General features: G+C 64.5%; 20 protein-coding genes. 5 read left to right on the forward strand and 15 right to left on the reverse strand.

Going from position 1 to position 24621, the window contains the following annotated elements:
• Positions 1–448 precede the first annotated feature (448 nt).
• Complete coding sequence (locus INQ48_36865; protein QRF60981.1) at positions 449–673, forward strand: hypothetical protein; 225 nt, start codon at positions 449–451, stop codon at positions 671–673.
• 1211 nt (positions 674–1884) lie between these two features.
• The gene (locus tag INQ48_36870; GenBank protein QRF60982.1) at positions 1885–2238 is read left to right on the forward strand and encodes an H-NS histone family protein; all 354 of its coding nucleotides are present in this window, start codon (positions 1885–1887) and stop codon (positions 2236–2238) included.
• Between the two features lie 363 nt (positions 2239–2601).
• Here the strand turns inward: INQ48_36870 and INQ48_36875 are convergent, their stop codons facing one another.
• From INQ48_36875 to INQ48_36895, 5 genes are all read right to left on the reverse strand, one after another.
• Positions 2602–3279 (reverse strand): hypothetical protein, encoded by a 678-nt coding sequence (locus INQ48_36875; protein ID QRF60983.1) that lies wholly within the window; start codon positions 3277–3279, stop codon positions 2602–2604.
• Positions 3280–3509: 230 nt separating this feature from the next.
• Positions 3510–4865 carry a sigma-54-dependent Fis family transcriptional regulator gene (locus INQ48_36880; GenBank protein ID QRF60984.1) on the reverse strand — a complete coding sequence of 452 codons (1356 nt, stop codon included), beginning with the start codon at positions 4863–4865 and terminating at the stop codon, positions 3510–3512.
• Positions 4858–6867 (reverse strand): sensor histidine kinase, encoded by a 2010-nt coding sequence (locus tag INQ48_36885; protein QRF60985.1) that lies wholly within the window; start codon positions 6865–6867, stop codon positions 4858–4860. The genes INQ48_36880 and INQ48_36885 overlap by 8 nt, the downstream gene beginning before the upstream one ends.
• 128 nt (positions 6868–6995) lie before the next feature.
• On the reverse strand, positions 6996–7988 hold the full coding sequence (locus INQ48_36890) for a tripartite tricarboxylate transporter substrate binding protein BugD (GenBank protein QRF60986.1): 993 nt from the start codon (positions 7986–7988) through the stop codon (positions 6996–6998).
• A gap of 86 nt (positions 7989–8074) precedes the next feature.
• Positions 8075–10366: a hypothetical protein gene (locus INQ48_36895; protein QRF60987.1), complete on the reverse strand. Its 2292-nt coding sequence runs from the start codon at positions 10364–10366 to the stop codon at positions 8075–8077.
• 531 nt (positions 10367–10897) lie between these two features.
• On the opposite strand from INQ48_36895, the gene INQ48_36900 reads away from it, so the two are divergent.
• On the forward strand, positions 10898–11749 hold the full coding sequence (locus INQ48_36900) for a hypothetical protein (GenBank protein QRF60988.1): 852 nt from the start codon (positions 10898–10900) through the stop codon (positions 11747–11749).
• Between the two features lie 106 nt (positions 11750–11855).
• Here INQ48_36900 and INQ48_36905 read toward each other — a convergent pair whose 3' ends face one another.
• The 9 genes from INQ48_36905 to INQ48_36945 form a co-directional block, all read right to left on the reverse strand.
• Positions 11856–13292: an aldehyde dehydrogenase family protein gene (locus INQ48_36905; GenBank protein ID QRF60989.1), complete on the reverse strand. Its 1437-nt coding sequence runs from the start codon at positions 13290–13292 to the stop codon at positions 11856–11858.
• Between the two features lie 14 nt (positions 13293–13306).
• Entirely contained in the window at positions 13307–14518 is a 1212-nt protein-coding gene (locus tag INQ48_36910) for a fumarylacetoacetate hydrolase family protein (GenBank protein ID QRF60990.1), read from the reverse strand.
• Positions 14519–14586: 68 nt separating this feature from the next.
• Complete coding sequence (locus INQ48_36915) at positions 14587–16155, reverse strand: altronate dehydratase (GenBank protein QRF60991.1); 1569 nt, start codon at positions 16153–16155, stop codon at positions 14587–14589.
• A gap of 10 nt (positions 16156–16165) precedes the next feature.
• Positions 16166–16498, reverse strand: a complete 333-nt coding sequence (locus INQ48_36920; GenBank protein ID QRF60992.1) for an NIPSNAP family protein — start codon at positions 16496–16498, stop codon at positions 16166–16168.
• Positions 16495–17280, reverse strand: coding sequence for a transporter substrate-binding domain-containing protein (locus INQ48_36925; protein QRF60993.1), 786 nt, complete (start codon positions 17278–17280; stop codon positions 16495–16497). Before INQ48_36925 ends, INQ48_36920 begins: the two co-directional genes overlap by 4 nt.
• Before the next feature lie 53 nt (positions 17281–17333).
• Positions 17334–18071 carry an amino acid ABC transporter ATP-binding protein gene (locus INQ48_36930; protein QRF60994.1) on the reverse strand — a complete coding sequence of 246 codons (738 nt, stop codon included), beginning with the start codon at positions 18069–18071 and terminating at the stop codon, positions 17334–17336.
• A 3-nt stretch (positions 18072–18074) separates the two neighbouring features.
• Complete coding sequence (locus tag INQ48_36935) at positions 18075–18743, reverse strand: amino acid ABC transporter permease (protein ID QRF60995.1); 669 nt, start codon at positions 18741–18743, stop codon at positions 18075–18077.
• A 9-nt stretch (positions 18744–18752) separates the two neighbouring features.
• Positions 18753–19436: an amino acid ABC transporter permease gene (locus INQ48_36940; GenBank protein QRF60996.1), complete on the reverse strand. Its 684-nt coding sequence runs from the start codon at positions 19434–19436 to the stop codon at positions 18753–18755.
• A 6-nt stretch (positions 19437–19442) separates the two neighbouring features.
• Complete coding sequence (locus INQ48_36945) at positions 19443–20513, reverse strand: cyclase family protein (GenBank protein QRF60997.1); 1071 nt, start codon at positions 20511–20513, stop codon at positions 19443–19445.
• Between the two features lie 207 nt (positions 20514–20720).
• Here INQ48_36945 and INQ48_36950 point away from each other — a divergent pair, with 207 nt between their 5' ends.
• Positions 20721–21596, forward strand: coding sequence for a helix-turn-helix transcriptional regulator (locus tag INQ48_36950; GenBank protein ID QRF60998.1), 876 nt, complete (start codon positions 20721–20723; stop codon positions 21594–21596).
• A gap of 1375 nt (positions 21597–22971) precedes the next feature.
• On the opposite strand, the gene INQ48_36955 is transcribed toward INQ48_36950, so the two are convergent.
• Positions 22972–23580, reverse strand: a complete 609-nt coding sequence (locus INQ48_36955; GenBank protein QRF60999.1) for a TetR/AcrR family transcriptional regulator — start codon at positions 23578–23580, stop codon at positions 22972–22974.
• A 101-nt stretch (positions 23581–23681) separates the two neighbouring features.
• On the opposite strand from INQ48_36955, the gene INQ48_36960 reads away from it, so the two are divergent.
• Entirely contained in the window at positions 23682–24431 is a 750-nt protein-coding gene (locus tag INQ48_36960; GenBank protein QRF61000.1) for a glucose 1-dehydrogenase, read from the forward strand.
• Positions 24432–24621 lie beyond the last annotated feature (190 nt).

The raw sequence follows: 24621 nt of genomic DNA on the forward strand, positions 1-24621 counted from the left end.
ACGCACCATTGCGTGGAAGCCGGGCGCAGGCGTATGGCTTGCGCCCTGACGGTCACGAGTGGGCGCAGCTGTCCAACACTTACCATGCGAAGCTCGAGCTGATGGCGCGTGTAGAACATGCGCCAGCGATCGTCTTCGGCGCGCGTCGACTGATGCTGCAGATGGCGGGGTGGCTTCTGGCACGGCGCTCGGGCGTCAGCGCTCTAACCTCGCGCTGGTGCCATGACGCTATGCGTTCGAAGTCGGCAGGTGATTGCGTCGAAATGACGGTGCGAACGGCCCACGCCACGAGTGACACAGAACACCTGACGCGGCTTTTGGCTACGCACTCGGTCAAGTTCGAACTGCTAGCGCCGGTGGGCGATCTAGGAGCAGTTGGCCAACGAGGTGCAGTCATTGGAGGAAAAGAGCCTGTCTATGCTGCCCGAGCCAAAGGTTGGGTGAGACCATGGCGCTCGTGCTCGAGCGCAACGCCGCACGCCTGGGGCCGGACGCGTGTTGCGCCCGGTCCTGGTCGAAAACCACCGAACGGAATGAATGTGTCGTTGGCGACCGGCGACCGGCGCCCGACTCCGCACCGCGCACCGGATGCCGGCCGCTCAGCGTGCCGCAGCCGACCTTCGTACTGGCCAAGCCGCTGCGTATGGCCGTTCAGGACAACCGGCCGATCTGACAGGGGTGTGCTTCGACTGCTTGCGGGCCCCCCACCGCGTGGAGGGCGGCTGCTGCGACCGCACAACAAGTATCGAGGCGGTCAAAAACGAGCGGCCTCTCCCACCGTCCCACCGTTGGAGACCACCTCCCACGTCGCGCAGGATGACTGGGTGGTCGTGAGCGAGCAGGCCGGTGTGCTGTAGATTTTTTCCAGATGCGCCTGGCCAGGGCCGAGACCGTCCGGTTTCTCCACGACACCTTCGCTTGAGGGCTCGAAATTCAACTGCCCTTTATGCCGACCTGAAGTGCTTGAGCAACTTCAGCTTTCTTCGTGGGGCGAGTCGGCCGGAGAAAGTGGTCGAACGCGCGAAGAAGCTTGGCTACTCGGCCTCGGCGATCACGGACTCAGCCTGGCGGGCGTGGTTCGTGCCCATGTCGCTGCCAACTCCTGGCCTCCAAACTGATGGCGGTGCTTGGAATCTAGCAGCGCGAAGAAGGTGAAGAATCTCATCGCCTCTAGGCTGGAGGCTCGCGAAAGCAAGCGAAAAGCCGGGATTTCCGGTAGGCGGACTGCAACCAGAACCCCTTTTTCGTGCGTGTCTTTTGTGCGTGCGGAGGCCGCCTCGATCGGATGAGACGCTGGCGAGGGCCATCTGCGAAGTCAACGCCGATCGGGAGATCACTGTGAGGCGATCAATCAGAGCTGCGGGCGATTCAGAAAAATGCCATCGATTGGAGCAGCAGTCCGAGCCGCCCCGAGCTGAGAAACTGGTGCGACTTGAGAGTGACGCTTGCGCAGCAGGCAACGTTGCTGTGGCATCGCATTGAATTCACGCGCAGGTAAACGACCCGGAACGTCAGCTGTGGCCAGCCTCTCGAATCGCAGAGCTTCCCCCTCTTGCCGCGCAATGAGCTCTTTCAAACACACGAATTGAGAAATAAGTTAGCTGGGTCGCAGAAGCCTGAAGATCGTCAGACAGATGATCTCGTGCGTCCACGCCAACAAGTGTCCGGCCATCACCGCGCGAGAGAGAAGCTCATTCAGGCCGAATTCAGGTGAGATCGATTACCCATCCATGAACGCTGGACATACCTTCTCGCGGACACAACCCGGAGGTGTGAAGATATGGATTCTTTCGGTGTATTTCGAAAAATCGCAATCCTCACTGGCTGAAGGTGTCGATATCTATGATAAAAACCGAGCCTTAAAATTATCAGGACCACCAAGCAATGGCAAAAAAGACTTTCCTCGAAGTGCAAAAGCAAATCGAACAGCTTCAGCAAGAGGCCGAACAGTTGCGCAAACAGGAATCCAATGAGGTGCTTGCTCGGATCAAAGAAGCGATTGCCGTGTACGGTTTCACCGCTGCAGAACTTGGTGTCGCGGGAGGCGCCAAGCGCGGTCGTGTGCCGAAGGCCGTATCGGTCAAAGCGGGCCGCAAGTTCTCTGGCAAGGCCGGTGCCTCTGCACCGAAGTACCGTGATCAGAACGGCAATGTGTGGAGCGGCCGCGGTCCGCGCCCGGCCTGGTTCAAGGCCGCATTGGAGGCTGGCAAGTCGGCAGAAGAGTTTCTTGCCAAGTAAGGCCTGCGATTGTCGCCCGCGGGGGCAACAGTACGGTGAGAGCGATCGAGCGGCCCGCCGCTCGGTCGAAACCTTGTAAGCCCCGCAGTTTCGGGCAGCGATCTCTGCAGTCACAGGCCGCTTGTCCTCGGGAGAAAGCTGCAGTCGCGCACCTGCGGCCACTTCGTCGTCCGAGTTGTGTGAGCCAAGGAAAATCCTCCCTCGCGTTGACCGCCAGGGCGAGCGCGCAGCGAAAAAGGCGCCCGGCCCGGCCTTGAGGCTCTCCCTTTTCCTTGCTCCTGCTCCCTTCAGTTCGCTCGATTGTCCTGTGCGTCCACGGCAAGCCTGCTGTGTGCACTGAGAATCGCCAAGGCTTCACACGCCTCATGCCACGCCGGGGACAGGCGCTCGTCGCCAGATCGCGATGAAATCCGGGCTTCCGTTGAGTGCACGCGAATACAGCCATGGGGGTGTCAGCCTCTCGTGCGGTAGCGACAAGATCGGCTTGTGCTGGTGCACCTTCTCGTTTCCGATGAAGATGTATTCCTCGCAATTTCTGAGGATGGAGGCTTCGTCAACGCCCGTTGTGCTACCGCCGCGTTGGGGCTCGGACGCTTCGAAGCGGTGCGTGACCCAGCAGGCGATGACCACCTGCGGACGGTATTTGGCGACGGCACGCTCGGCATCAAGTTTTTCGACATGATTCCCGTAACGAATCGTCGGCTGACCGATCGATTCATAGTACGCGCGGATCGCTGGTTCTTCCTGTTGACGGTTGTCGGTGGCGGGGATGGCGAGCGCCTGGGCCAACACCCCGTGACCCGCACCGATCTCGATCGCGCTGCGGCCGGCAAGACGCGCGCGCAGAAACTCCAACAGTTCCACCGTCGGCAAGCCGTAGATGCCATGCCGTACCCCGAACAACAGCCGTTCCTCAGCCGTGGTCTGCGCGAGTTCCCGAGCATCGCGAACCAGAAGTCGACCCTCGGCATCCAGCAGAAGATGCGCGAGGTCGCGGGTCCTTTCCGGATCGAGTACGAAGGCTTCGCTGGCGTTGCTCATGCCGCAATTGTCAGCGAAGCAAGGTGTGATGGCATTCGTTCGCGTCAAGCGCTCCCGTATTGCCGGAGAGTCGCTGTTCGCGGGGTCACGGTGAAGCGAGGCCGCGGCCGGCTGGAGTGGGCGAAACGGCCGGTCTTTCGGTCGTTTCGCGCTGGTGGTCGCAGCAATGCTGACGATTCGGAAAATTGATGCTGCCGCGATCGCACCACGGCCGTCGGGCCGTGGCGCACTTAGGCTCTGCGCGCCTCGACCGCTTCCAGCGGACCCAGTCGGCGCATCTTGTCGTACAGGGTTTTGCGCGGCACGCCCAGCCGCTCTGCCGCGGCAGCAGCCGAACCATTGCACGCCTCGAGCGCCTCGTGGATCAGATATCGTTCGAACTGGGCCATCTGCCCGTCCAGTGAACGCTCGCCTGGCGTCATTCCGCGCGTCGCCTCGTTGCCTTCCCACAGTCCGAGCACAAAGCGATCGGCGATGTTGCGCAACTCCCGCACGTTGCCAGGCCAGGCATGCGCCATGAGCGCATCCAGATGGTGGGGCGCCACGACCGGCAGCTCTCGCTCGTGGCGCAGCGCAGCCTGCATGGCGAAGTGCGTGAACAGCATCGGAATGTCCTCGCGTCTCTCGCGCAGCGGCGGGAGGTTCAACACCACCACGCCCAGCCGGTAGTAGAGGTCGTCTCGGAATTTGCCTTCGCGCGCGGCAGCAAGCAGGTCGGCTTTGGTCGCGGCGACGACCCGGCTGTCCATCGGTCGCAGTTCGTTCGACCCCAGGCGCTCGAACTGACGCTCCTGCAGTGAGCGCAGCATCTTGACCTGCAGGCTCATTGGCATCGTCTCGATCTCGTCGAGAAACAGCGTCCCGCCGCGCGCGTGTTCGATCTTGCCGATGCGCCGCTTCGCGGCGCCGGTGAAGGCGCCTGCCTCGTGGCCGAACATCTCGCTTTCGAACAGCGCTTCGGGCATGCCGCCACAGTTGATGGCCGCAAAGTTGCCTTCCTTGCGCCGACTGCAATCGTGCAGGCAACGCGCCACGAGCTCTTTGCCGGTTCCGGTCTCTCCGAGAATCAGGACGTCGGCATCGGAGTTGGCCACGTCGAGCACCAGACGGCGCAACCTGTGCATGGCCGAGGAGCGACCGATGAGCTTCGCCTCGATCGATTCAAAACCCGCGATCCTGCGCCGCAGATGCTCGACTTCCAGGCTCAACGCGCGCTTGTCCAGCGCGCGCTGGACGACTTCGGTCAGCTGGTCGGGAGAGAAAGGTTTTTCGAGGAAATCGTAGGCCCCCAGGCGCATGGCCTGCACCGCCATCGTGATGTCGCCATGGCCAGTCACGAGGATCACAGGCAGGCTCGGATCGAGCTTCAGGGCGTGCGAAAGCAACTCCAGGCCATCGATGCCCGGCAGCTTGACGTCCGTGACCAGCACGCCCGCGAAGCCCGGCGTCAGCTTCTGGAGTACCTGCTCCGCCGAACCGAAGCCGGTGACGCGAATGCCGGCGAGCTGTAGCGCCTGCGTGCTGCCCAAGCGCACGGGCGGATCGTCTTCGACATAGAGAACCTCGAGGTTGCGCGTTTCAATCATGATCTGTCCGTTCCTCTGCTTTTCGCAACGTGACGGAAAAGACCGCCCCGCCGAGATCGCTGCGAGCGGCACGCAGCAGGCCACCGAAGTCGCGCACGATGCCGGCGGAGATGGCCAAGCCGAGGCCCAATCCGAGGCCTTGCTCCTTGGTGGTGAAAAATGGCTCGAACAGCCGTGGCATGACCTCCGGCGCAATACCGGTGCCGTTGTCGTGAACTTCGAGCACGACGCCGTCGGGTGTACTGCGCGCCACCACGCGCACGCAGCGCGGATCGACGCCCGCGGAGGCCGTGGCGTCGAAGGCGTTCACCAGCAAGTTGACCAGCACCTGTTCGAGCCGATTGCCTTCGCACAGGGCACGCAGGCCGGGTTCGATCTCCTGTGACAACGCAATGCGCTCTTGGCGGATGCGCTGGTTGAGCAGAAACAGCGCGTCGGCGACGGTGTCGGCCAGCGCCACCGATTGCAGCTGGACGGTCGACCGTCGCGCAAACTTCTTCAGCTGCGAGGTGATCTGGCCCATGCGGTCTGTCAGGTCGCAGATGGTGCGAAGGTTGAGATCGACCTGCTCAGTGTGTCCGCGCTCCAGAAAAACGACCGCATTGGCGGACAACGTGCGCAGCGCGGCAAGCGGCTGGTTGAGTTCGTGCGTGATGCCCGCGGACATCTGGCCCAGCACGGCCATCTTGCCGGTCTGCACCAGGTCGTCCAGCGTGCTCTTGAGAATGTCCTCGGCGCGCTGGCGTTCGGTGATTTCCGTCTGCAGGTGTTCGTTGGCATGGCTCAGTGCTTCGGTACGGACCTGCACCATCTGTTCGAGCTCGTCGTAGGCACCTTGCAGGGCCTCTCGTGCCGCGAGCCGTTGGTGCACGATGCGTCGGCGCTGCTGGATGTACAACACCAGGAGCGTAAGGAACACCAGTGCGAATGCCGTGCCCACGGCCGATGTGCGCGCGATGGCGTGCACCGGCTTCATGTCGGACAGGATGATCAGCTTCCAGTCCGTGCCTTCGACGGGGCGGCTGTCCAGCAAGTAATCGGGTCCGAAAGGCTCTTGCGTCGCGGAGCGGCGCGGCCCATCGGCGTTCAACTGCACCACCATGGCGTTACCACCCGACAGCGGTCGATGCTCGCGCATGTCGATGGGGCGCAGCGCGCCTGCTTCCGTGTACTGCCTGGTCTGGGCGAGCTGCTGAAGGGTTTCGCTCGACAACGGACGCAAGGCGCGGAATTTCCAGGCCGCTTCGGATGCGAGGAACACCACCCCATTCCCATCGATGGCCAGCACCTTGTCGGTGGAGCGTGACCATGCGGCATCGAGCTTGTCGAGGTTGACCTTGACGGTGGCCACGCCGAGCTGGCGGTTGCCGTCGACGATGCCGTGCGAGAAGTAGTAACCGGGCTCACGGCTGACCGTTCCGATCCCATAGAAGCGTCCGGGCATGCCGCGCACCGCGTCCTTGAAGTACGGGCGGTAGGAGAAGTTCATGTCCACGAAGCTGCTGCCTGGCTGGTTCCAGTTGCTGGCGGCGAGCGTCAGGCCCGTGGTGTCCATCACGTAGACCGCGGAGGCCTGCGCATGCGCATTGACCGTCTCAAGGTACACATTCGCTTCGAGCTGGAGGGTCCGGTGGGTCGGCGCACGCAGCAGATCGAGCACGTCCGGGCTGAGTGCAACGACCTGCGGCAGATACTCGTAGCGGCTGAGCTCGCTGCGCAGACTGGTGGAATAGATGTCGAGCCGGTGCAGCGTCCCTTGTTGGAGTGCACGGATGCCCGTGCGCTCTCCGATCAGATACGCCAGCGCACCACCCGCGGCGATCAGGCACAGCCACGCCCCTACCGCGGCCCAGCGGCGCCAGCGGGTTGTGGTTGAGATGACTGTCGCGCCCTTGAAGCGCGCAAGCACGGCCTGGTCTCGCAGATCGTCGGGGGAGCCGGCGAAGCCATGGCGGTACGGTGCGGACAGCTTCAGCACGGCACGACCTGCCGAAAGCAGCATTGACACGAGAGTGGGGGGCGGAGGGCTGCGGGAATACGTAAACAGCAGACGATCGTACGCAGGCGCTCGTGATTCGCCGAGGCGGAATTACCCTGCATCGGCGTTCTCTCGTACATCACCGGGGTCCATCAATCCGCGTAGACGCCCGCAGCCTTGATGACCGGGCCGAAACGTGCGACTTCAGCCTGTACAAACTTTTTGTGTTCTGCCGGCTCCACGCGTTTGTCGGTCACGACCACCGCGCCCAGACCTTCCTCCTTCTTGATGAACTCCGCGTCCTTGAGCGCGACCTTCAATGCGTCGTTGAGCTTCTTGAGCACCGGCGCCGGCGTGCCCTTGGGCGCATACAGCCCATGCCAGATCGTGACCTGGAAGCTCTTCAGGCCCGACTCGTCGAGCGTGGGCAGATCCTTCAATGCCGGCGTGCTCAGGCGCTTGAGCGTCGTGACCGCATAGGCCTTGACCTTCTTGGCTTCGATCTGGCCTGTGGTGTTGGTGGTCTGGTCGCACAGCAGGTCGATCTGGCCGCCGAGCAGGTCTGCGATGGCCGGTGCCGTTCCCTTGTAGGGCACGGTGGTCATCTCTGCCTTGAGCTCGCTCTGCAACAACAGGCCGCACAGGTGCGAGGCCGAGCCGATGCCGGCGTTGCCAAGATTGGTCTTGCCGGCGTTCTTGCCGATCCACTCTCGCAGTTCCTTGAAGCTGTTGGCCTCGAGCTGTGGCTTGCCGATCACGGTCATCGGCACGTCGTTGATCATGCCCAGGTATTCGAAGTCGGTCTCGTAGTTGTAGGGCAGCTTGCGATAGAGCACGGGGGTCGTGGCCATGCCGACGTGGGTGAGCAGCAGCGTGTAGCCGTCGGCCTTGGCGCGGGCGACCTTCGCATTGCCGATGGTGCTGCCCGCGCCGGCGGCGTTGTCGATCACGATCGTTGCGCCGTCGAGCGGCTTGCGCAGCGCTTCGGCGAGGTCGCGCGCCACGCGGTCGGTGGGGCCGCCCGCGGCGAAGGGCACGACGATGGTGATGGGTTTGCCGCCCGGAAAATCTTGCGCGTGCACGCCCAGGGACACAGTGGCCGCGGCAAGAGCGGCAAGGCTTCGTTTGACGATCGATCGGTTCAAGGAAATGGCTCCGGTGGAAAGAAAAGAGGTCGCACGGACCGCCGCCGCGAGGTCGACGGCGGTCTGTGCAGGTCCAGTCAGCGACGTCAGAGCATCGACGGCGTGATCTGCTTGGTGACGTCGAACAGCAGGTTCAACGGCGAGGGGCCGAAGGACAGCCAGGTACCGCTCAGGGGCTGCTGGCCCACGCCCGGCCTGGTCCAGTCGCACACGCCATCGGGGAAAGCGGCAGTCAGACGGGCCCATTGCGTGGGCGTGAAGAACACGCGGTAGTCCGAGGGGTTCAGCGGCTTGAGCTGGCACTTGGCGATGTCGTCGGTCAGCGGGCCGCCAGCGGCCATGCGCGGCGTCGTGCCGGCCGGGTAGAAGGTGTTGCACGCGCTCGCGCCGAAGGCGGTCTGCTCTTCCGTGTACTTCAGGCCGTTGTTCCAGCACGCGTCCTTCAAGTCGGCCGGCCGTGCGGCGGCGATCTTCTGGGCGAGCGGACGGTCCGAGCGGTCTGCCTTGGTGGCGCGCAGCCAGACGTCCATTGCATCGAAGGCCTCGGCGCTGCCCGCGCCCTTGGTCCACATCACGTGGTTGTCGATGTTGCCGTTGGCGCGGCGCAGCCGCTCCCGCATCGAGAACGAATGGATCTTGGTGTGGATGTCTCCGCCCACCGTGCCGTCGTTGTAGTCGCGCAGGTCGATGATGGCGGTGGAGGCCAGTCCCCCCGCGCCATTGACGATGCGTCCGGACTGGTAGGCCCGGGTCAGCGCATCGAGATCGCCCACGGTGCGCGTCGTAGTGCGATTCATGTCGCGGTCCACGCCACCAGCGCGCTCGTTGAGGTCGATGAACTTGTCGATGCCGAGCTTGCCCTCGTTGAGCGCATTCAGGCCGTACTGGATGCCCACGTTGTCGATCGGGCGCAGCGCGAAGCCTTCGGCGGTCTTGCCGTAGACGTTCACGGTGTGGTCGAACACCGTGGCGCGCGCACCCGTCGGGTTCGTCGCGGCGTTGTAGCGCTTCTCCACCGGCACGCCAGCGGGGAAGGACACGGTGGGATCGAGCCGGCCGGCGCTGCCGCTCATGTTGGGGATGTTGCCAATCTGCAGGTAGCCCGAGATGGCCTGCTTCTCGGCCACGGTGTAGTTCAGCGCCGCGGTGGCCGGGTCGTTGAAGTAGTTGTTCAGTACACGCGAGTCATGCAACTTGAAGATCGTGGACGAGGTCACGTCGGCGAACACCTGGCTCACCACCACGCCGTCGAAGAGGCCGGGGTAGTTGTCGCTGGTCTGGTGGCTCTGGTAGGAGCCGCCCGAGCCGCCGGTGCCGATGGTGTAGGTGGGCGCGCCGAAGTTTTCGATGAAGCGCTCCTTGACCATGCCAATGGTCTCGGACGACAGCAGGTCGTTGCAGTTCGTGCCGAAGACGTTCAGCGTGGAAGTGGTCACCGCGAGCCCGCGGCTTTGGTAGGTCGGATTGATCAGCGTGCCGAAGTCATTGCCCTGCTGGAACCAGCCGCCCTGGCAGCCGCCGCCGAGCGGATAGATCAGGCCGCCTTTCCAGCCCGCGGTACGGTAGGTCGGGGACGGGGGCGGCTCGTTGAGCACGTCGTGCAGGATCGCCGACTGGTACAGGCCGCGGTTGATGGTGCCGCTCTCCAGCCGGATCACGTACGGCACCTGCTTGCCGTCGATCGTGAGGTAGGCGATGTTGGCCGGATAGGCGCTCAGGCTGCCGGGTTCGAAGCGCGTGTTGGTGCCCGCGGTGGTCCGGTAGTAGTAGTCCACACGTGTCTCGACCGAGCACTTGCCGTCGTCGAGCGACTTGAGCTTCTGGCCGCCCATGCGCGTGAAGGTCTCGTAGCCACACACGAAGGGCTCCTCGTGCGGCCCCGAGATCACGGGACCGGTGATCGGATAGGCCGTCAATGCGAGCGTTGCCCTGTAGCCGCCGTAGCTCGCGACCAGTTCGTTGGCGCCGGTCTTCAGTCCCGTGACCTTTCCCACCAGTCTTCCATTCGCGGGGTTGGGCGCGAAGGCAGCCGTGACATCGCGCCCGTCGACCGTCACCGACAGACTGCCGGGCGACTGCTCGCTTAGCAACTCGAGCTCGACGAGTGCGTCGTCCCCGGTCACCAGCTGAGGCGGCGACGACAGCACACCGACTTTCAGCGTCGCCCCGGCCGGCGGCGTGCCCGGGTCGGGGTTGCCGGGGTTTGTGGGATTGCCACCACCACCACCGCCGCCGCCGGCGATGGGCGGTATGAATCCACCGCCCCCGTCGCTTCCGCCGCCGCAGGCGGCAAGGATCAGGGTGGCCAGCAGGGTGCTGATGCGCAGTGGTGCTTTCGCCTTGGCAAAGCGGCTCTCGATCTCGGGTCTTGCGGTCATTTTTTCGGTCTCCGTTGTGGTTCTGGTTGCAGGGAAGAAAAGCGGGAAGCGGGTGGCCGGGCTCGCGCGCGACGGGATGGCCATGCGGCGGCGCGACCCGGCGAAGCCGGGCCGTTGGCCTTGCGGCGCTTGTCAGTGCAGGGGCAGAGGCGGGTGTGGACGCGGGCGCTCAGGCCGCGAACCGGCAGGCCGCGTGGAAGTGCTGTGCAAGGGGATGTGTCGCATGGTTGTCTCCGTCCTCTGTCTCAGGGATGCGCTCTGGAATAGCAACGCGTGTGCCATGTCGACCTTTCGATGCAAGTCGTTGAAATGAAAGGGGTTTTCTGGTCCACCCCCAGGTTTTCCCGCGGTTTTTCGGCTGAAAGTTCAGCCGCGCCGGACATGAGGTGGCCGGGAAACCGCACGCCCCCTCCAGGCAAATCGCCGACAGAGCGTTGCGTCCGATGCAGACAACGCGCCCGTGTAGAGGGCCCGCAATCTTTGACAGCCCAATCCTGGGCCACGAGATCATTCGAATGGAGGGATTCGACGATGAACCTTGCTCGCCTTGCTGCCGGTATCGTCGGGGCCGGCGCGCTCATTGTCTGGAGCACGGCGGCTCATGCCCAGCAGCCCCCCGCGTCCAGCCAACCCTCTCCAGGGAGGACCCAGGTCGCCTCAACGGGGCGCACGCTCGCTAGCTCTCAACTCGCAACGGACATCCTCAACCGCATCGCAGGCCATGTTCGTACGGTCAAGGGTTGCCAAACGCTGTCCGAGGTGCGCATGGAGGTGATGCCGCGCGGCTATGTGCCGGTGCAGCCCGCCGTGTCTGCCAACTCGCGTGGGGGCCACTTCGAACGCTGGAGCGTGAACGCCTGCGGGGAGCGTCAGCTGTTCCAGATCGGCATGTGGCCCGCGCAGCGCGGAGGCAGCGACTTTGCGGTGACGCCGTTGGCCGTTGCGGCGGCTCCCTCGGGGTCGGGCGCAGCCGCTGCGCGCCCTGCTTCGTCCACCGCGTCTTCTTCCGCATGGCACGGTCGCTACGTCTGGGAAGAATCGCTCGGCCGCATCGGCGGCTCGACGCCCTCCGAGGGGGTGGCCGCATTCATCAACCACACCTTGGTGCTCGGGCCTTCCGCGGGGGCCACCAGTTGCGCGCTTAACGGCGATGGCTACCAGACCCATCGACGCGTCATTTGCACGGCAACCCCCGAGGGACAGTCGCTCGTGATCAAGTTCTACAAGTTTGGTCCCGAAAACGCGCTGGGGCGTCATCAAGTCGGCGAGCGCTTGTTCACGTTAACGCGGGGACCTGAAGGGCTCATGACCCGATTGGAGGGCCTGGGGCGGGCCGTCGACAACATGCCGCGCAGCGGCATGCTTTTCAGGTTGACGCGCTGAGAGGCATGCCTGGGCAATTCCCGCTCGCAGGTCGACGCTCGGGTGCGCTCTCAGCGCTTTCGCGCGCTCGCGCTACAGCGACCTCGACTCGCGGCTACTTGGCTCTTCAGGCCAGCGTGTACGCCGTCTTCACCGTGGTGAAGAACTCCTGCGCATAGCGCCCCTGCTCGCGCGGGCCGTAGCTCGAACCCTTGCGACCGCCGAAGGGCACGTGGTAGTCCACGCCCGCGGTCGGCAGGTTCACCATCACCATGCCGGCCTGGCTGTGGCGCTTGAAGTGCGTGGCGTACTTGAGCGACGTGGTCGCGATGCCGGCCGACAGGCCGAACTCGGTGTCGTTGGCCGTGGCCAGCGCCTCCTCGTAGTTCTTCACGCGGATCACGCTCGCCACCGGGCCGAAGATCTCTTCCTTGTTGATGCGCATCGACGCGGCCGATTCGCTGAAGAGCGCCGGCGACATGTAGTAGCCGTCGGTCTCGAGCTTCAGGCGCTCGCCGCCTGCCGCCAGCACCGCGCCCTCGGCCTTGCCGATGTCGACGTACTCCAGGTCCTGCTCGAGCTGCGACTTCGAGGACACCGGGCCCACGTCGGTGCCCTGCGCGAGCGCGTCGCCGACCTTGATCTTGGCCATGCGTTCCTTCATCGCCGCGATGAATTTCGGATAGATGCCTTCGGTGACGATCAGCCGGCTCGAGGCCGTGCAGCGCTGGCCGGTCGAGTAGAAGGCGCTCTGCGTGCTCAGCTCCACCGCTTGCGCGAGGTCGGCGTCGTCGAGCACCACCTGCGGGTTCTTGCCGCCCATCTCGAGCTGCACCTTCTTGCCGTTCTTCACGCACTGCACCGCGATGTTGCGGCCCACGCCCACCGAGCCGGTGAAGCTGATCGCATGGATGCCCGGGTGGTTGACCAGCGCATCGCCGATCACGCTGCCACGGCCCATCACGAGGTTGAACACACCGGCCGGAATGCCCGAGCGGCTGATGATCTCGGCCAGCGCCCAGGCGCAGCCCGGCACCAGGTCGGCGGGCTTCAGCACCACGCAGTTGCCGAACGCGAGCGCGGGCGCGATCTTCCAGGCGGGAATGGCGATCGGGAAGTTCCACGGCGTGATCAGGCCGACCACGCCCACGGGCTCGCGCGTGATCTCCACGCCGATGTTGGGCCGCACCGAGGGCAGCAGCTCGCCCGACAGGCGCAGGCACTCGCCCGCGAAGAACTTGAAGATCTGGCCTGCGCGCGTGGCCTCGCCGATGCCTTCGGCGCGGGTCTTGCCTTCCTCGCGCGCGAGCAGCGTGCCGAGTTCCTCCTTGCGCGCGAGGATCTCGTTGCCGATCTTGTCGAGCGCGTCGGAGCGTGCCTGCACGCTGCCCGTGGCCCAGGCCGGGAAGGCGGCGGTGGCGGCCGCCACGGCCGCCTCGACATGGCTCGCGTCGCCTTGCGTGTAGTGGCCCAGCACGTCGCCGAGGTTGCTGGGGTTGACGTTGGGGCTGTAGCTCGCGCCGGCGCGCCATTCGCCGCCGATCAGGTTGTCGTGGTTCTGCATGCTTCTTCGTTTCTTCAAAGATCGTGGGCGAGGAGTCCGCGGCGCGCGAGGTTGGCGATGAAGGCGCGCAGGCCGAACCGCCATGGCGCCGCGTCCTCGCTGTGAGCGACGCGATTGCGCAATTCGCCCAGTCGCGCGCTGCGAATGCTCACCACGTCGCCGACATGGTGGGTAAAGCCGCTGCCCGGCTGCGCACGATCCTGAATGGGGGCGAACAAGGTGCCGAGAAAAAGCATGAAGCCATCGGGATACTGATGAGCCGCCATGGTCTGCGCCACCAGGTCCAGCGGATCTCGGCTGATCTGCGACATTGAGCTGATGCCAGCCAGCTCGAAACCCTCGGGCCCTCGCACGGTCAGATGCACCGTTTCGCCACGAACGGCATCCAGCCCAAAGGATGCGTCGAAGAGCCGGATGAACGGACCGATCGCGCACGAGGCGTTGTTGTCCTTGGCCTTTCCAAGCAGGAGGGCGCTGCGACCTTCGATGTCGCGCAGGTTGACGTCGTTTCCGAGCGTGGCACCAACGATCGCACCCTGGCTGCTGACTGCCAGCACGACTTCAGGCTCCGGGTTGTTCCAGGCCGAGTCGCTGCGGATGCCGATCTCCTGGCCCGTGCCGACGGCGGACAGTACCGGCGCCTTGGTGAACACTTCGGCGTCCGGGCCGATGCCGACCTCGAGGTATTGCGACCACACGCCACGTTCCTGCAGCAGGCGCTTGAGCGCCATGGCCTGCTCGGAGCCGGGCTTGATGAGCGACAGGTCGTCGCCGACTGTCTCGCGCACCTGCGCGCGGGCCTCTTCCGCGCGCGATGGATCGCCCCCGGCCTGCTCCTCGATCACGCGCTCGATCAGGCTGGCCGCGAACGTTACGCCCGCGGCCTTGATGACCTGCAGGTCGCATGGCGCCAGAAGGTAGGGGCGGCGCATGTCGCATCCAGGGTGGACGCTGTTCGACAGCAGTTCCTCGAGGCTTCCGATGCGCGATCCGGCGGTCTCGCGCACCCGCCGTGCCGGGTCGTCGGCATCGAGCAAGGTGGACATCGTCGGGAAGGCGCTCGACAGGTCATAGACCCCGTCAGCGCGGATCGCGACCACCGCGGGACCGGGCACCTCGCCGGTCAGCCAGGCGCGCCCGACGAGGGTGCCTGCGTAGCCGTCGTCCGGCAGCACTGCGGAGGCTGCAAGTGTCAGGGGCGGGGAGGAAACAGGATCAAGCGTCATGCCGTTCCATTCGATCGGTATTCGGAAAATTCGAGAAAGATGGCTGAAGTGAGGAATGCAGCCGGCGCCTAGGTGACCACGCTGATCTGCCACGGCACGAATTCGTTCTGGCCATAGCCGTGCTGCTCGCTGCGCGAGCGCTCCCCGGAGGCAACCGATAGCATCATGCGAAACAGCTCCTCGCCGAGCTCGGCGATCGAGCGCTCGCCGGACAGCACGGTCCCGCAGTTCAAGTCCATGTCGTCGGCCTGCCGCTCCCACAGGGCGGTGTTGGTCGCGAGCTTTATCGACGGCGATGGCGCGCAACCGTAGGCCGAGCCGCGGCCGGTGGTGAAGCAGATCAGGTTCGCTCCGCCGGCGACCTGCCCGGTGGCGGACACGGGGTCGTAGCCTGGGGTGTCCATGAAGACCAGCCCTTTGGCGGCGACCGGCTGCGCATATTCGTAGACCTCGTTGAGCGAGGTCGTTCCGCCCTTGGCGATGCCACCCATCGATTTCTCGAGGACCGTGGTGAGCCCGCCGGCCTTGTTGCCCGCGGACGGGTTGTTGTTCATCTCCGCGCCGTTGCGCGCGCAGAATTCTTCCCACCACTGGATGCGCGCCACCAGCTTGCGGCCGATGTCCGGCGCGCGTGCGCGTCGCGTGAGCAGGTGCTCGGCTCCGTAGATCTCCGGCGTCTCCGACAGGATCGCGGTGCCGCCGTGCCGTACCAGCAGGTCCACGGCGGCACCCAGCACCGGGTTGGCCGAGATGCCGGAATAACCGTCGGAGCCGCCGCACTGCAAGCCCACCACCAGATGGCTCGCGGGAACGCTCTGCCGCTGCACGGCGTTGGCCGCCGGCAGGAGGCTGCGCACCAGACCCACGCCGCGCTCGACGGCGTTCGTGGTCCCGCCCACGTCCTGGATGGTGTAGCTGTGCACGCGATCGTCGTGCGTCAATCCCTGGCTGGCCAGCAGCCCGGAGATCTGATTGGTCTCGCAGCCCAGTCCGACGACGACCACCGCGGCGAAGTTAGGGTGGCAGGCATAGCCTCCCAGCGTGCGTTGCAGGATCCGCAGGCCTTCACCCTTCGCATCGATGGCGCACCCCGCGTCATGAGTCAGCGCCACGACGCCGTCGATGTCGGGGTAGGCGCCCAGGGCATCCGGATGAATGTCGCGGCGAAATCGGTCGGCGATGGCCCGCGCAACGGTGGCGGAGCAATTGACCGTCGTCAGGATGCCGATGTAGTTGCGGGTGCCGACGCGCCCGTCCTTGCGCACGATCCCCTGGAACGTGGCTGGCTGCGAGGCGGCCGGGGTGGCCCGGGTCTCGGCCGCGTGCGCGTAGTCGCGGCTGAACTCGCCCATCGTCACGTTGTGCGTATGCACATGCTGGCCCGCGCGGATCGCCACGCTGGCGAAGCCGATGATCTGGCCATAGCGGCGCACGACCTCGCCCACGGCGATCTCGCGGGTTGCCATCTTGTGGCCGGGCGGAACCAGTCCGGAGACGACCACGTTCTCGCCGCGCACGAGCGTGCCCGACAGCAGCTGGTCGAGCGCGACCACCACGTTGTCTTCGGGATGCAGTCGTATCACACGCGGCGCGGCCGAGAACGAGGCAGTCGGCGCGAGGCCATGGCGATCAGTCATTCGCTGGTCCTCACTGCAGCGGCGAGTAGCGCGTGGGAACGAGCAACTGGTTCTCGATGCGCGCGACGATGGGCCCTTCGGACTCGAAGCGCTCCCGCGCGGCCAGCCATTCCGCATCGTTGGAGAACGCGCTCCAGATGCGTTCGCGCGCGGCCAGGCTGTCCCAGCGGATCATGAACGTCAGCGCCTGGTTGCTCGGGCCGACCTCGGTGGTCCAGAAACCCACCGCCTCGATGCCGTGGCGGCGCCACAGCGGCAGCGTGGCTTCCTCGAAGCGTCGGTGCAGTGCCGCGAGGCGACCCTGGGCGCAGTGGTAGATGCGCAGTTCGTGAACGGCGCTCATTGCGCGGGCAGCGGCGGCAGTTCGCTGTGGTGATACTTCTTGAAGATCTCGTTGAGCTTGCCATTGGCGCGGTTAACCTTGACCCAGTCGTTGATCCACGCCAGGAGCTTGGGTTCTTCCTTGCGCATGCCGATGCCCAGGTTGAACTCCTTCACGACGAACTTGGTTTCGAGTTCCCTGCCGGGCGCCTTGGTCTGGATCGCCTGCAGCAGGGTGGTCGCGGTGGAAACGATCGGCGCCTGCCCGCTCACGCCGGCGGTCACCAGCGTCGCGTCATCGTCGTAGCGCACGATCTGCGCGCCCACGGCCTTCTGCACGAGCTCCATCTCCTGCACGTTGCCGCGGGTGATGGCGATCTTCTTGCCGACGAGGTCGCCATAGCCCTTGATGTTCATCGACTTGGGCGCGGCGACCACGATCTGCACGACCGAGTACGGCACGGAGAAGTCGATTACCTTCTGGCGATCGGGACTGATCGACAGCGTGGCGATCGCGAGGTCCGCCTTGTTGGTCTGCAGGAACGGGATGCGTGTGGGACCGGTGGCCGGAACGATCTCCAGTTCTACGCCGAGGTCCTTCGCCAGGAGCTGCGCGGTCTCCACATCGGAGCCGTAGGGTTGCATCTTGTCGTTGGTCATGCCGTAGGGCGGCAGCGCCAGCTCGATGGCGACGCGCAGCTTCCTGGCCTGCTTGATGTTGTCGAGCAGATCGGCCTGTGCTGCGCCCGCGGCGGCCAGTAGCGAGAAAGCCAGCGCGATGCGCCCGAGGGTTGGCTTGATCATGGTCATGTCTCCTGATGTGGATGTGGATGGGGAAGAAAGAGGGACGGTGCAGGTCAGAGTCCGTTGCCGACGAATTGCGCGAGCTCCGGTGTGCGGGGTGCGGCCAGGATGTCCGCGCCGCCCATCTCATGCACCCGTCCGGCATGCATGAAGACGATCTTGTCCGCCACCTTGGCGGCAAATGCCATCTCATGGGTCACGAGGATCATGGTCATGCCGCGCCTGGCGAGCGATTCCATGACCTGCAGCACCTCGCCCGTCAATTGCGGATCCAGTGCGGAGGTCACCTCGTCGAAGAGCATCAGCTGCGGTTCCATCGCCAGGGACCGGGCGATGGCCACGCGCTGCTGCTGCCCGCCCGAAAGCTGCTCGGGATAGGCCTGCACCTTGTCGTGCATGCCGACCTGGCGCAGCACGCGATCGGTGATGTCGGTGGCTTCGGCGGCGGACTTGCCGCGCACCTTCCTGAGCGCGAGCGAGACGTTCTGGGCCACTGTGAGGTGCGGAAAGAGGTTGTAGCTCTGGAAGACGATGCCGACCTCGCGGCGCAGGCGGCGCAGGTCCAGCGAGGCGCTGCTCAGCGACTGGCCGCACACGGTGATCTCGCCGCCATCGATGGTCTCGAGGCGGTCGATGCAGCGCAGCGCCGTGCTCTTGCCGGAGCCGCTGCGGCCGATGATGGCCACGACCTGGCCGCGGTGCACGTCGAAGGACACGCCATCGAGCACCCTCGCCGTGCCGAAGCTTTTCCGAACCTGGTCCAGTCGAACCAGTGCTGTGTTGTCGTTCATGTCTCAGGTTCCAGGAGAGGCGCGTCGACCGACGCGCAGGCGCGTTTCGAGCGCGTGTGCCCACAGCGAGAGCGGGTAGCACAGTGCGAAGTACAGGAGCGCCATGATCGAGAACACCAGGAAGGGTTCGAACAGGGCGTTGTTGATGACCTGGCCGGCCCGCGCGAGCTCGATGAAACCCACCACCGAAGCCAGCGAGGTGTTCTTCACGATCTGCACGAGGAAGCCGACCGTTGGCGGCGTGGCGATGCGCAGGGCCTGGGGCACGATGATCAGGAATAGGCGCTGCGAGGCACTGAAGGACAGGCACTCGGCGGCTTCCCACTGCGTCCGGGGCACGGACTGCAGCGCACCGCGCCAGATCTCCCCGAGGTAGGCGCTGGTGTAGATCGTCATCGCCAGGCCGGCGGCCGCGAGCGGTGGAACGTCGAAGCCCATGATGCCGAGGCCGAAGTACGCCAGGAACATCAGGATCAGCAGCGGCGTTCCCTGGATCAGTTGCACGTAGATGCCCACGAGTCCGCGGCACAGCCGGCTGGGCGCGATGCGGCCCAGGGCCACGAGGAACCCGAGCAGACCGCCGCCCACGAAGCCGGTGGCCGACAGGCCGAGCGTCCAGGCTGCGCCGTGGAGCAGGAAGAGCAGGTGGTTGGTGTTGAATTCGTTGTTCATCGGGTCGACTCAAATCGCGGTGCCGAGCCTGCGTCGACGAGGGAAGATGAGGAGGCCCAGGAGCCAGAACCCGGCACGCATCGCGAGCGACAGCAGGAGGTAGCAGCAGGCGACCACGAGGTAGGTCTCGAAGGCGCGAAAGGTCATCGACTGCACGCGGTTCGCGACGGCGGTGAGTTCCTCGGCCGAGATCTGCGACATGATCGAGGTGGCCAGCATGAGCAGGATGAACTGGCTGGTCAGGGCCGGGTAGACGCGCTCCATGGCCGGCTGGAGCACCACGTACCAGTAGGTCTGGATGCGCGAAAGGCCGAGGCATTCGGCGGCCTCGATCTGGCCCGGATGCACCGACTCGAAACCGGCGCGCATGATCTCAGTGGTGTAAGAGCCGACGTTGATCACGAGGACCAGCAGCGATGCGACCGCGGCATGCATCGTCAGCCCGAGGCTCGCGAAGCCGAAGTAGAAGAGGAAGACCTGCACCAGCAGCGGCGTGTTGCGGATCACTTCCACATAGATGCCGCAGGTGCGCCGCAGCCACGCGAGCTGGCTGCGGCGGCCGATCGCGCACAGCGAGCCGAGCACGAAGCCTAGCAGCGTGGCCGCGAACGAGAGCTGGATCGTGAGCCAGGCGCCGTGCAGGAAGTCCGGCCAGAATGCCGCGACGCTGCTGAAGTCGAACTTGTAGTTCATGGGCCGTCAGACCGTGGCGACCGGTGTGGCCGGGGAGCCGACCGCGCCGGGAAGCCGCAAGGGAGGCGCCGTCAGCAGAAAGCGATTGCGCCCGCGCGCGCGCAGCCAATCGGCCAACGGCGTGAGGTGCCACAGCTCGCCCAGGTGCACGCCCAGCTTGAACAGGCAATGCTCGTGCAGCGGCAGTGCCGCGCAGCATCCGTCGAAGGCGCGCGCGGGTTGGGCTTCGACCGCGTAGTTGTCCGCGATCAGGGCGGACAGGCCCGAGTCTGTGATCCATTGCAGCAGCCGCTCGTCGCGCCCATCCAGCACCGCGCAACTGCGGTCCAGCACCGCGGCATCCGGCTGCCGGTTCATGTCGAGCAGGCGCTGCGCGTAACCGGTGTGCAGGCACACCATGTCGCCGCTCTCCACCTCGACGCGGTCGGCATCCAGGATGCGCATGAGGGTGTCGTATCCGACGTTCACGCGGTCGTCGCCCAGGTGCGCGCGCAGGTCGATCATCACCGCGCGGCCCTGCACGCAGCGCTCGGCCATGTTCTCGATGCCCAGCGCCTTGGCATGCGAAGTGGAGTGCGTCACGCCCGCGATCGGCGGCCCCGCATCCGCGGGGTCTTCCGGGCCGATCATGTCGATGTGCGCACGGTAGCCGTTGTAAAAGACAGGCACCGGCACCCCGTCTCCGTTCGCGTCGAACATCTGGCCGACATGCGCCAGCGAATCCCACTGCGTGGAGTACTGCAGGTAAAGCACGGCCAGGTCGTCACAGAGCACGTCGGTCAGGTTGAGCAGCTCCGTGAACATCTTGTAGTTCATGTTCGGCCGGCCATTGCGCAGCGTGGGACGCAGGATCGGGGGCCGGCGCTTTTCGTTGAGCACGTTGCCGCCGGGGAAATCGAGCGGCAGGCTCAGGCAGAAGGTGCGCCCATCGCGCACCTCCGCCAGGCCCTCGAGGACCTTGCTCGGCGTCAGCAGATTCATCCGGCCCGCCTGGTCGTCGGGGCCGAAGTCGCCCCAGTTGGAGCCGGGTGGGCGTTGTCGCCAGCGCGGCGAGGCTGGCGTCGTGTGTTCGATCATGAGAGGGGATGCCGCTGCAAGAGTGACTAAATTTTGAGACAATATCCAATTATTGGTTCTAAACCTTTTGGACTCACATAGGGCTATCCCTAGGGAGTCGCGTGTCAGCCGTGGCTCCCGCCCCTGGATGCAGAGGCGCCGCGCACTGGGGAGCGACACGGTCGATAATGAGCGGATGTCTAATTTTTGAAACAACGAGGCAGCCGTATGGCCTTTGACTTGGCCGACATCGGCGCGCGGGTGCGTGCCTACCGACTTGGTGCTGGTTACAACGCAGACGAGCTCGCTGCGCGACTGGGGGTGTCGCGTGCCGCGCTCTATCGCATCGAGCAAGGGGAGATCGTCAAGATCGACGTGATCCAGAACATCGCCTCCATCCTCGGTACCAGTCTGGCCTCGCTGCTCGGGGCGGGGGCCGAGTACCACGCGAACGCCGCGAGCTACCAGGCACGCATGCAGCAGCTCGAGAAGAATGCGAGTCACATCGTCGCGCTCTTCAGTCCGCTGTCATACCTGTTGACCACCGAGGAGTACGACGAGTACCTTGCACTCATGATCGAGGAGGCGGAAGCGCCCGTCAGCCGCGTGCGCGCTGGTGCCCGAAGCGACCGCGGGACCGCGCTGCTGGAGACCCTCGGGCAGCGTCGGATCCAGGCCCGCGAGCACTCGCCGTCGATCACCTGTCTCTATTCGCTCGAGGAGCTGCGGCGACTGCTGACCCTAGGTTTGGTCGGGCGCCTTGGACTGCCGGCTGCCACGGTCGCGAAGCGCAGGCAGGCAGCTCAGCGCCAGGTGGAACACCTGGCCAGGCTGATGCGCACGGAACCGCTGGGCATCCAGATCGGCCTGGTTGAAAACGTGGTGCCGAACGTGGCATTCCAGCTGTTCTACCAATCCGATGCGGTGGTTCTCGGCACGAGTCCCTTTCGGATCGGCGAATTGCCGAACCTGGACGTGGGCGTGGCGATGATCACTTCCGCGAAGGAGGCTGTCGACCTGCACGTGCAGCTGTTCGATCGGCTATGGAGCCGTTGCAAGCGTGGGACCGATGGCGCCAGGCTGTTGGAAGAACTGCTCGATTGAGCGTGGCGAACGTCCTTCCAGCGAGCCTGTGGCAATCCCATTTGCCACATCGCGTGACGTCATCTAGCGCTCTTTGAAGAAAGCTGCCGGCCTGCTCTCCAGGAACCGGCCGAAGCCCACCAGCCATCTGCGCGGTCGACGTCGGCCGGCTTGCCGAGAGCTCTCTCGAGGGGGCGCTCGACCCCAAGGCCTTCGGCATCGTCCCCCGATTCGAGGAGCAAATCGCGCGCCTTGAACACGATCATGGTCGGCAACAACAACGGTTGCCTCGCGCAAGGACTCACGAGCTTGCGCAAGGCGCAGATCGATGGCGAGCGGATGCAGGACTGCTACCAAATTCATCCAGCGGGACTTTGCGGAGATCGCCCGCAACTTCGGATGCCTGGGTCTGCCAGTCGACCGCCACCGCGATCCGCCGGACGCGCTGGACGAGGCGTCGTGCAGCGGGCTTGCGGCGGTGATCGACGTGCGGCATCGATCCCGCGGCTTTGGCGCCGTTGCCCTGGATGCCTTCTCTGTAAGCCTTGCTGTAAGGCCTGCAAGTACTTCGGGCAGCTTGGGCCAGGGAACTACGACACGATATCCTTGGCAGCGGCTTCAAGGGGCACAAGGATCGTGGTTCATCTCCGCTCAGATATGCTCAGCCGCACATCAGCGGGACCCGCCATGCGAGAAGCCGAGTATTTCGTACTGAGGGCATTTGTCGCAGTGCAGGAGCAAGGGAGCTTCCACCGGGCGGCAGAACAGCTGCGCTTGAGGACGAGCATCCGCACGTAGTTTTTCTTGTATGCGCCGCGCAGGGCGACTTTCGTCGATGTAATGGTGTACCTTTTGCGATGAAAAGGAGTGGCCAGACGTCACCACGTCTTTTGTCGAGGGTTCGGTCCTGCGGGAGTTACGGGCGTCAGACATGCTTGCAGTACTCACCGTCTGCGGCACCTCAAAATGCCTCGGCATCGCTCTCGAACCTTTGAGCCAAGCCTTCACGCGGAATGTCCTCGGCTGGGGTCGACCTCGGGCAACTTCGTTTCCGCTGATGCGATTGGTGCGATGGTCTGGTTGCTGTGCGGAGTTCAGCGCCGACGGGGCACCTCAGACGCGCGCTCGGATGCAGGCTCGAGATTTATCCGCTACATACCTTGCACGACGAGGAAGTGAACATGCGATGGATGTTGATTCAAGGAAGCTGACTGGCTGATACAAGAGCCGCGGCAAAAGAAGTTGCTGGCGCAATGATGCGCCGTCGAGATTCAATGGGATTGTTTCTAGAGTGCCACTCGACCAACTCGATCGAAATCAACGCCCGCCCGGAATTACCGCCAGCGTGAAGATTCGGTTGTGCTCACCATTTTGAGCACGTCCAGGACTGGATCGGTTAGTTCGCGACTTTTTCGGGGAGCAGTTGATCGTCAGCTCGGTGCAACCCAATTCCGTCAAAGAACAGATCTACCAAGTGCGCGATACGCGCTTTTCCGCTGTGGGACTGCTCGACAGCAAGAGAGATCGCCGTGACCATGCACAACAGATCGTCCAGGGACAGATCCTCGCGAATCGCTCCCGCTTCTTGCGCACGCTGGAGCAGCCGCAGACCCTCATCGCTCCCCGCTTTGCAGCCGGGAGTGCCGCTTTTAAGTACCGCGCCCAGCGATGCAGCTAGTCCGTGATAGTGGCTGGCATGCATCACGAGCGCTCGAACGAAAGCGCGTATGGAGGCTGTGGGTTCGGGCGCAGGGTCTGCGGCTCGACTCGCCGCTGCGAGCGACAACAGGCGCTCATCGCTCAGTGCGGCAAGCAGGGCCTCGCGCGTCGGGAAGCGGCGATAAAGCGTCCCGATCCCCACCTTCGCACGCTTGGCAACATCGTCGAGCGAGGCATCAGCACCACGCTCGAGAAACACCTCTTCGGCAGCTGCAAGGATACGCTCCCGATTGCGCGCTGCATCGGCGCGTAGTGGCGCCTCATCGGTGGCAGGACTTTCTTTCATATCCGGTCTTGGTTACAAGTGGATGATAGCTCCGCTTCAAAAGTGGATGGTTCCTCCATATAATAAGTGGAGGAATACTCCACTTTAGAGATGAGGTACGCATGGGCAAGCGATTTATAGACAAAGTTGTAGCGATTACCGGTGGCAGCGAAGGCATCGGACTGGCAACTGCCAAGCTCTTCGCCGCAGAGGGCGCGCGGGTCTACGTCACCGGACGCAGACAGGAGCGACTCAACGACGCCGTCCGGGAAATTGGCAACGGTGCTATCGGCGTACAGGGAGATGCCGCGAACCTCACCGACCTCGATCGCCTCTACGAGCGCATTCAGCGCGAGAGCGGCAAGCTGGATGTTGTGTTTGCCAACGCTGGCATCGCCGAGGGCGAGCCGCGCCCGCTGGGCACGATTGACGAAGCCGGCTTTGACCGCCTATTCGACTTGAATGTACGTGGCGTGCTTTTTACCGTGCAGAAGGCATTGCCACTGATGACTGCTGGCGCCGCAGTCATCCTGAACGGCTCGGTCGCCGGCAGTAAAGGCTTTCCCGACCAAACGCTCTACAACGCGAGCAAGGCGGCAGTGCGTTCGTTCGCGCGAACCTGGACGGCCGACCTGAAGGAGCGCGGAATCCGCGTCAACGTGGTATCGCCGGGCGGCACTGAGACCAGCCTGATGCGTAGCTACCTTGATTCGCGACCGGGCGTCGAAGACATGCTGAAGCAGGTCGTGCCTCTCGGTCGCCTGGGTCAGCCAGACGAGATCGCGCGCGCCGTGCTGTTCCTTGCATCACATGAGAGCAGCTACATTGCCGGCATTGAACTCTTCGTGGATGGCGGCTCGATCGCTGTTTGAGACTCTTTCCGACGACGACTTCCTGCAAGCTGCGCAGCGCTAGGTCACGGGAACAAGTCCTTGCCGTCGGTGTCGAACGCCAGGATCGGCGTACCCATGCTTCGCGCTAATTGCGAGCGCCACGTCTGTTCGGTGTGCGCTAGACGCAGGGCGCGGCCTCCGGTCGATTGATCGAGGTGCCCTGAGAGTC

The organism is Variovorax paradoxus, assembly GCA_016806145.1.
Lineage (GTDB): Bacteria > Pseudomonadota > Gammaproteobacteria > Burkholderiales > Burkholderiaceae_C > Variovorax.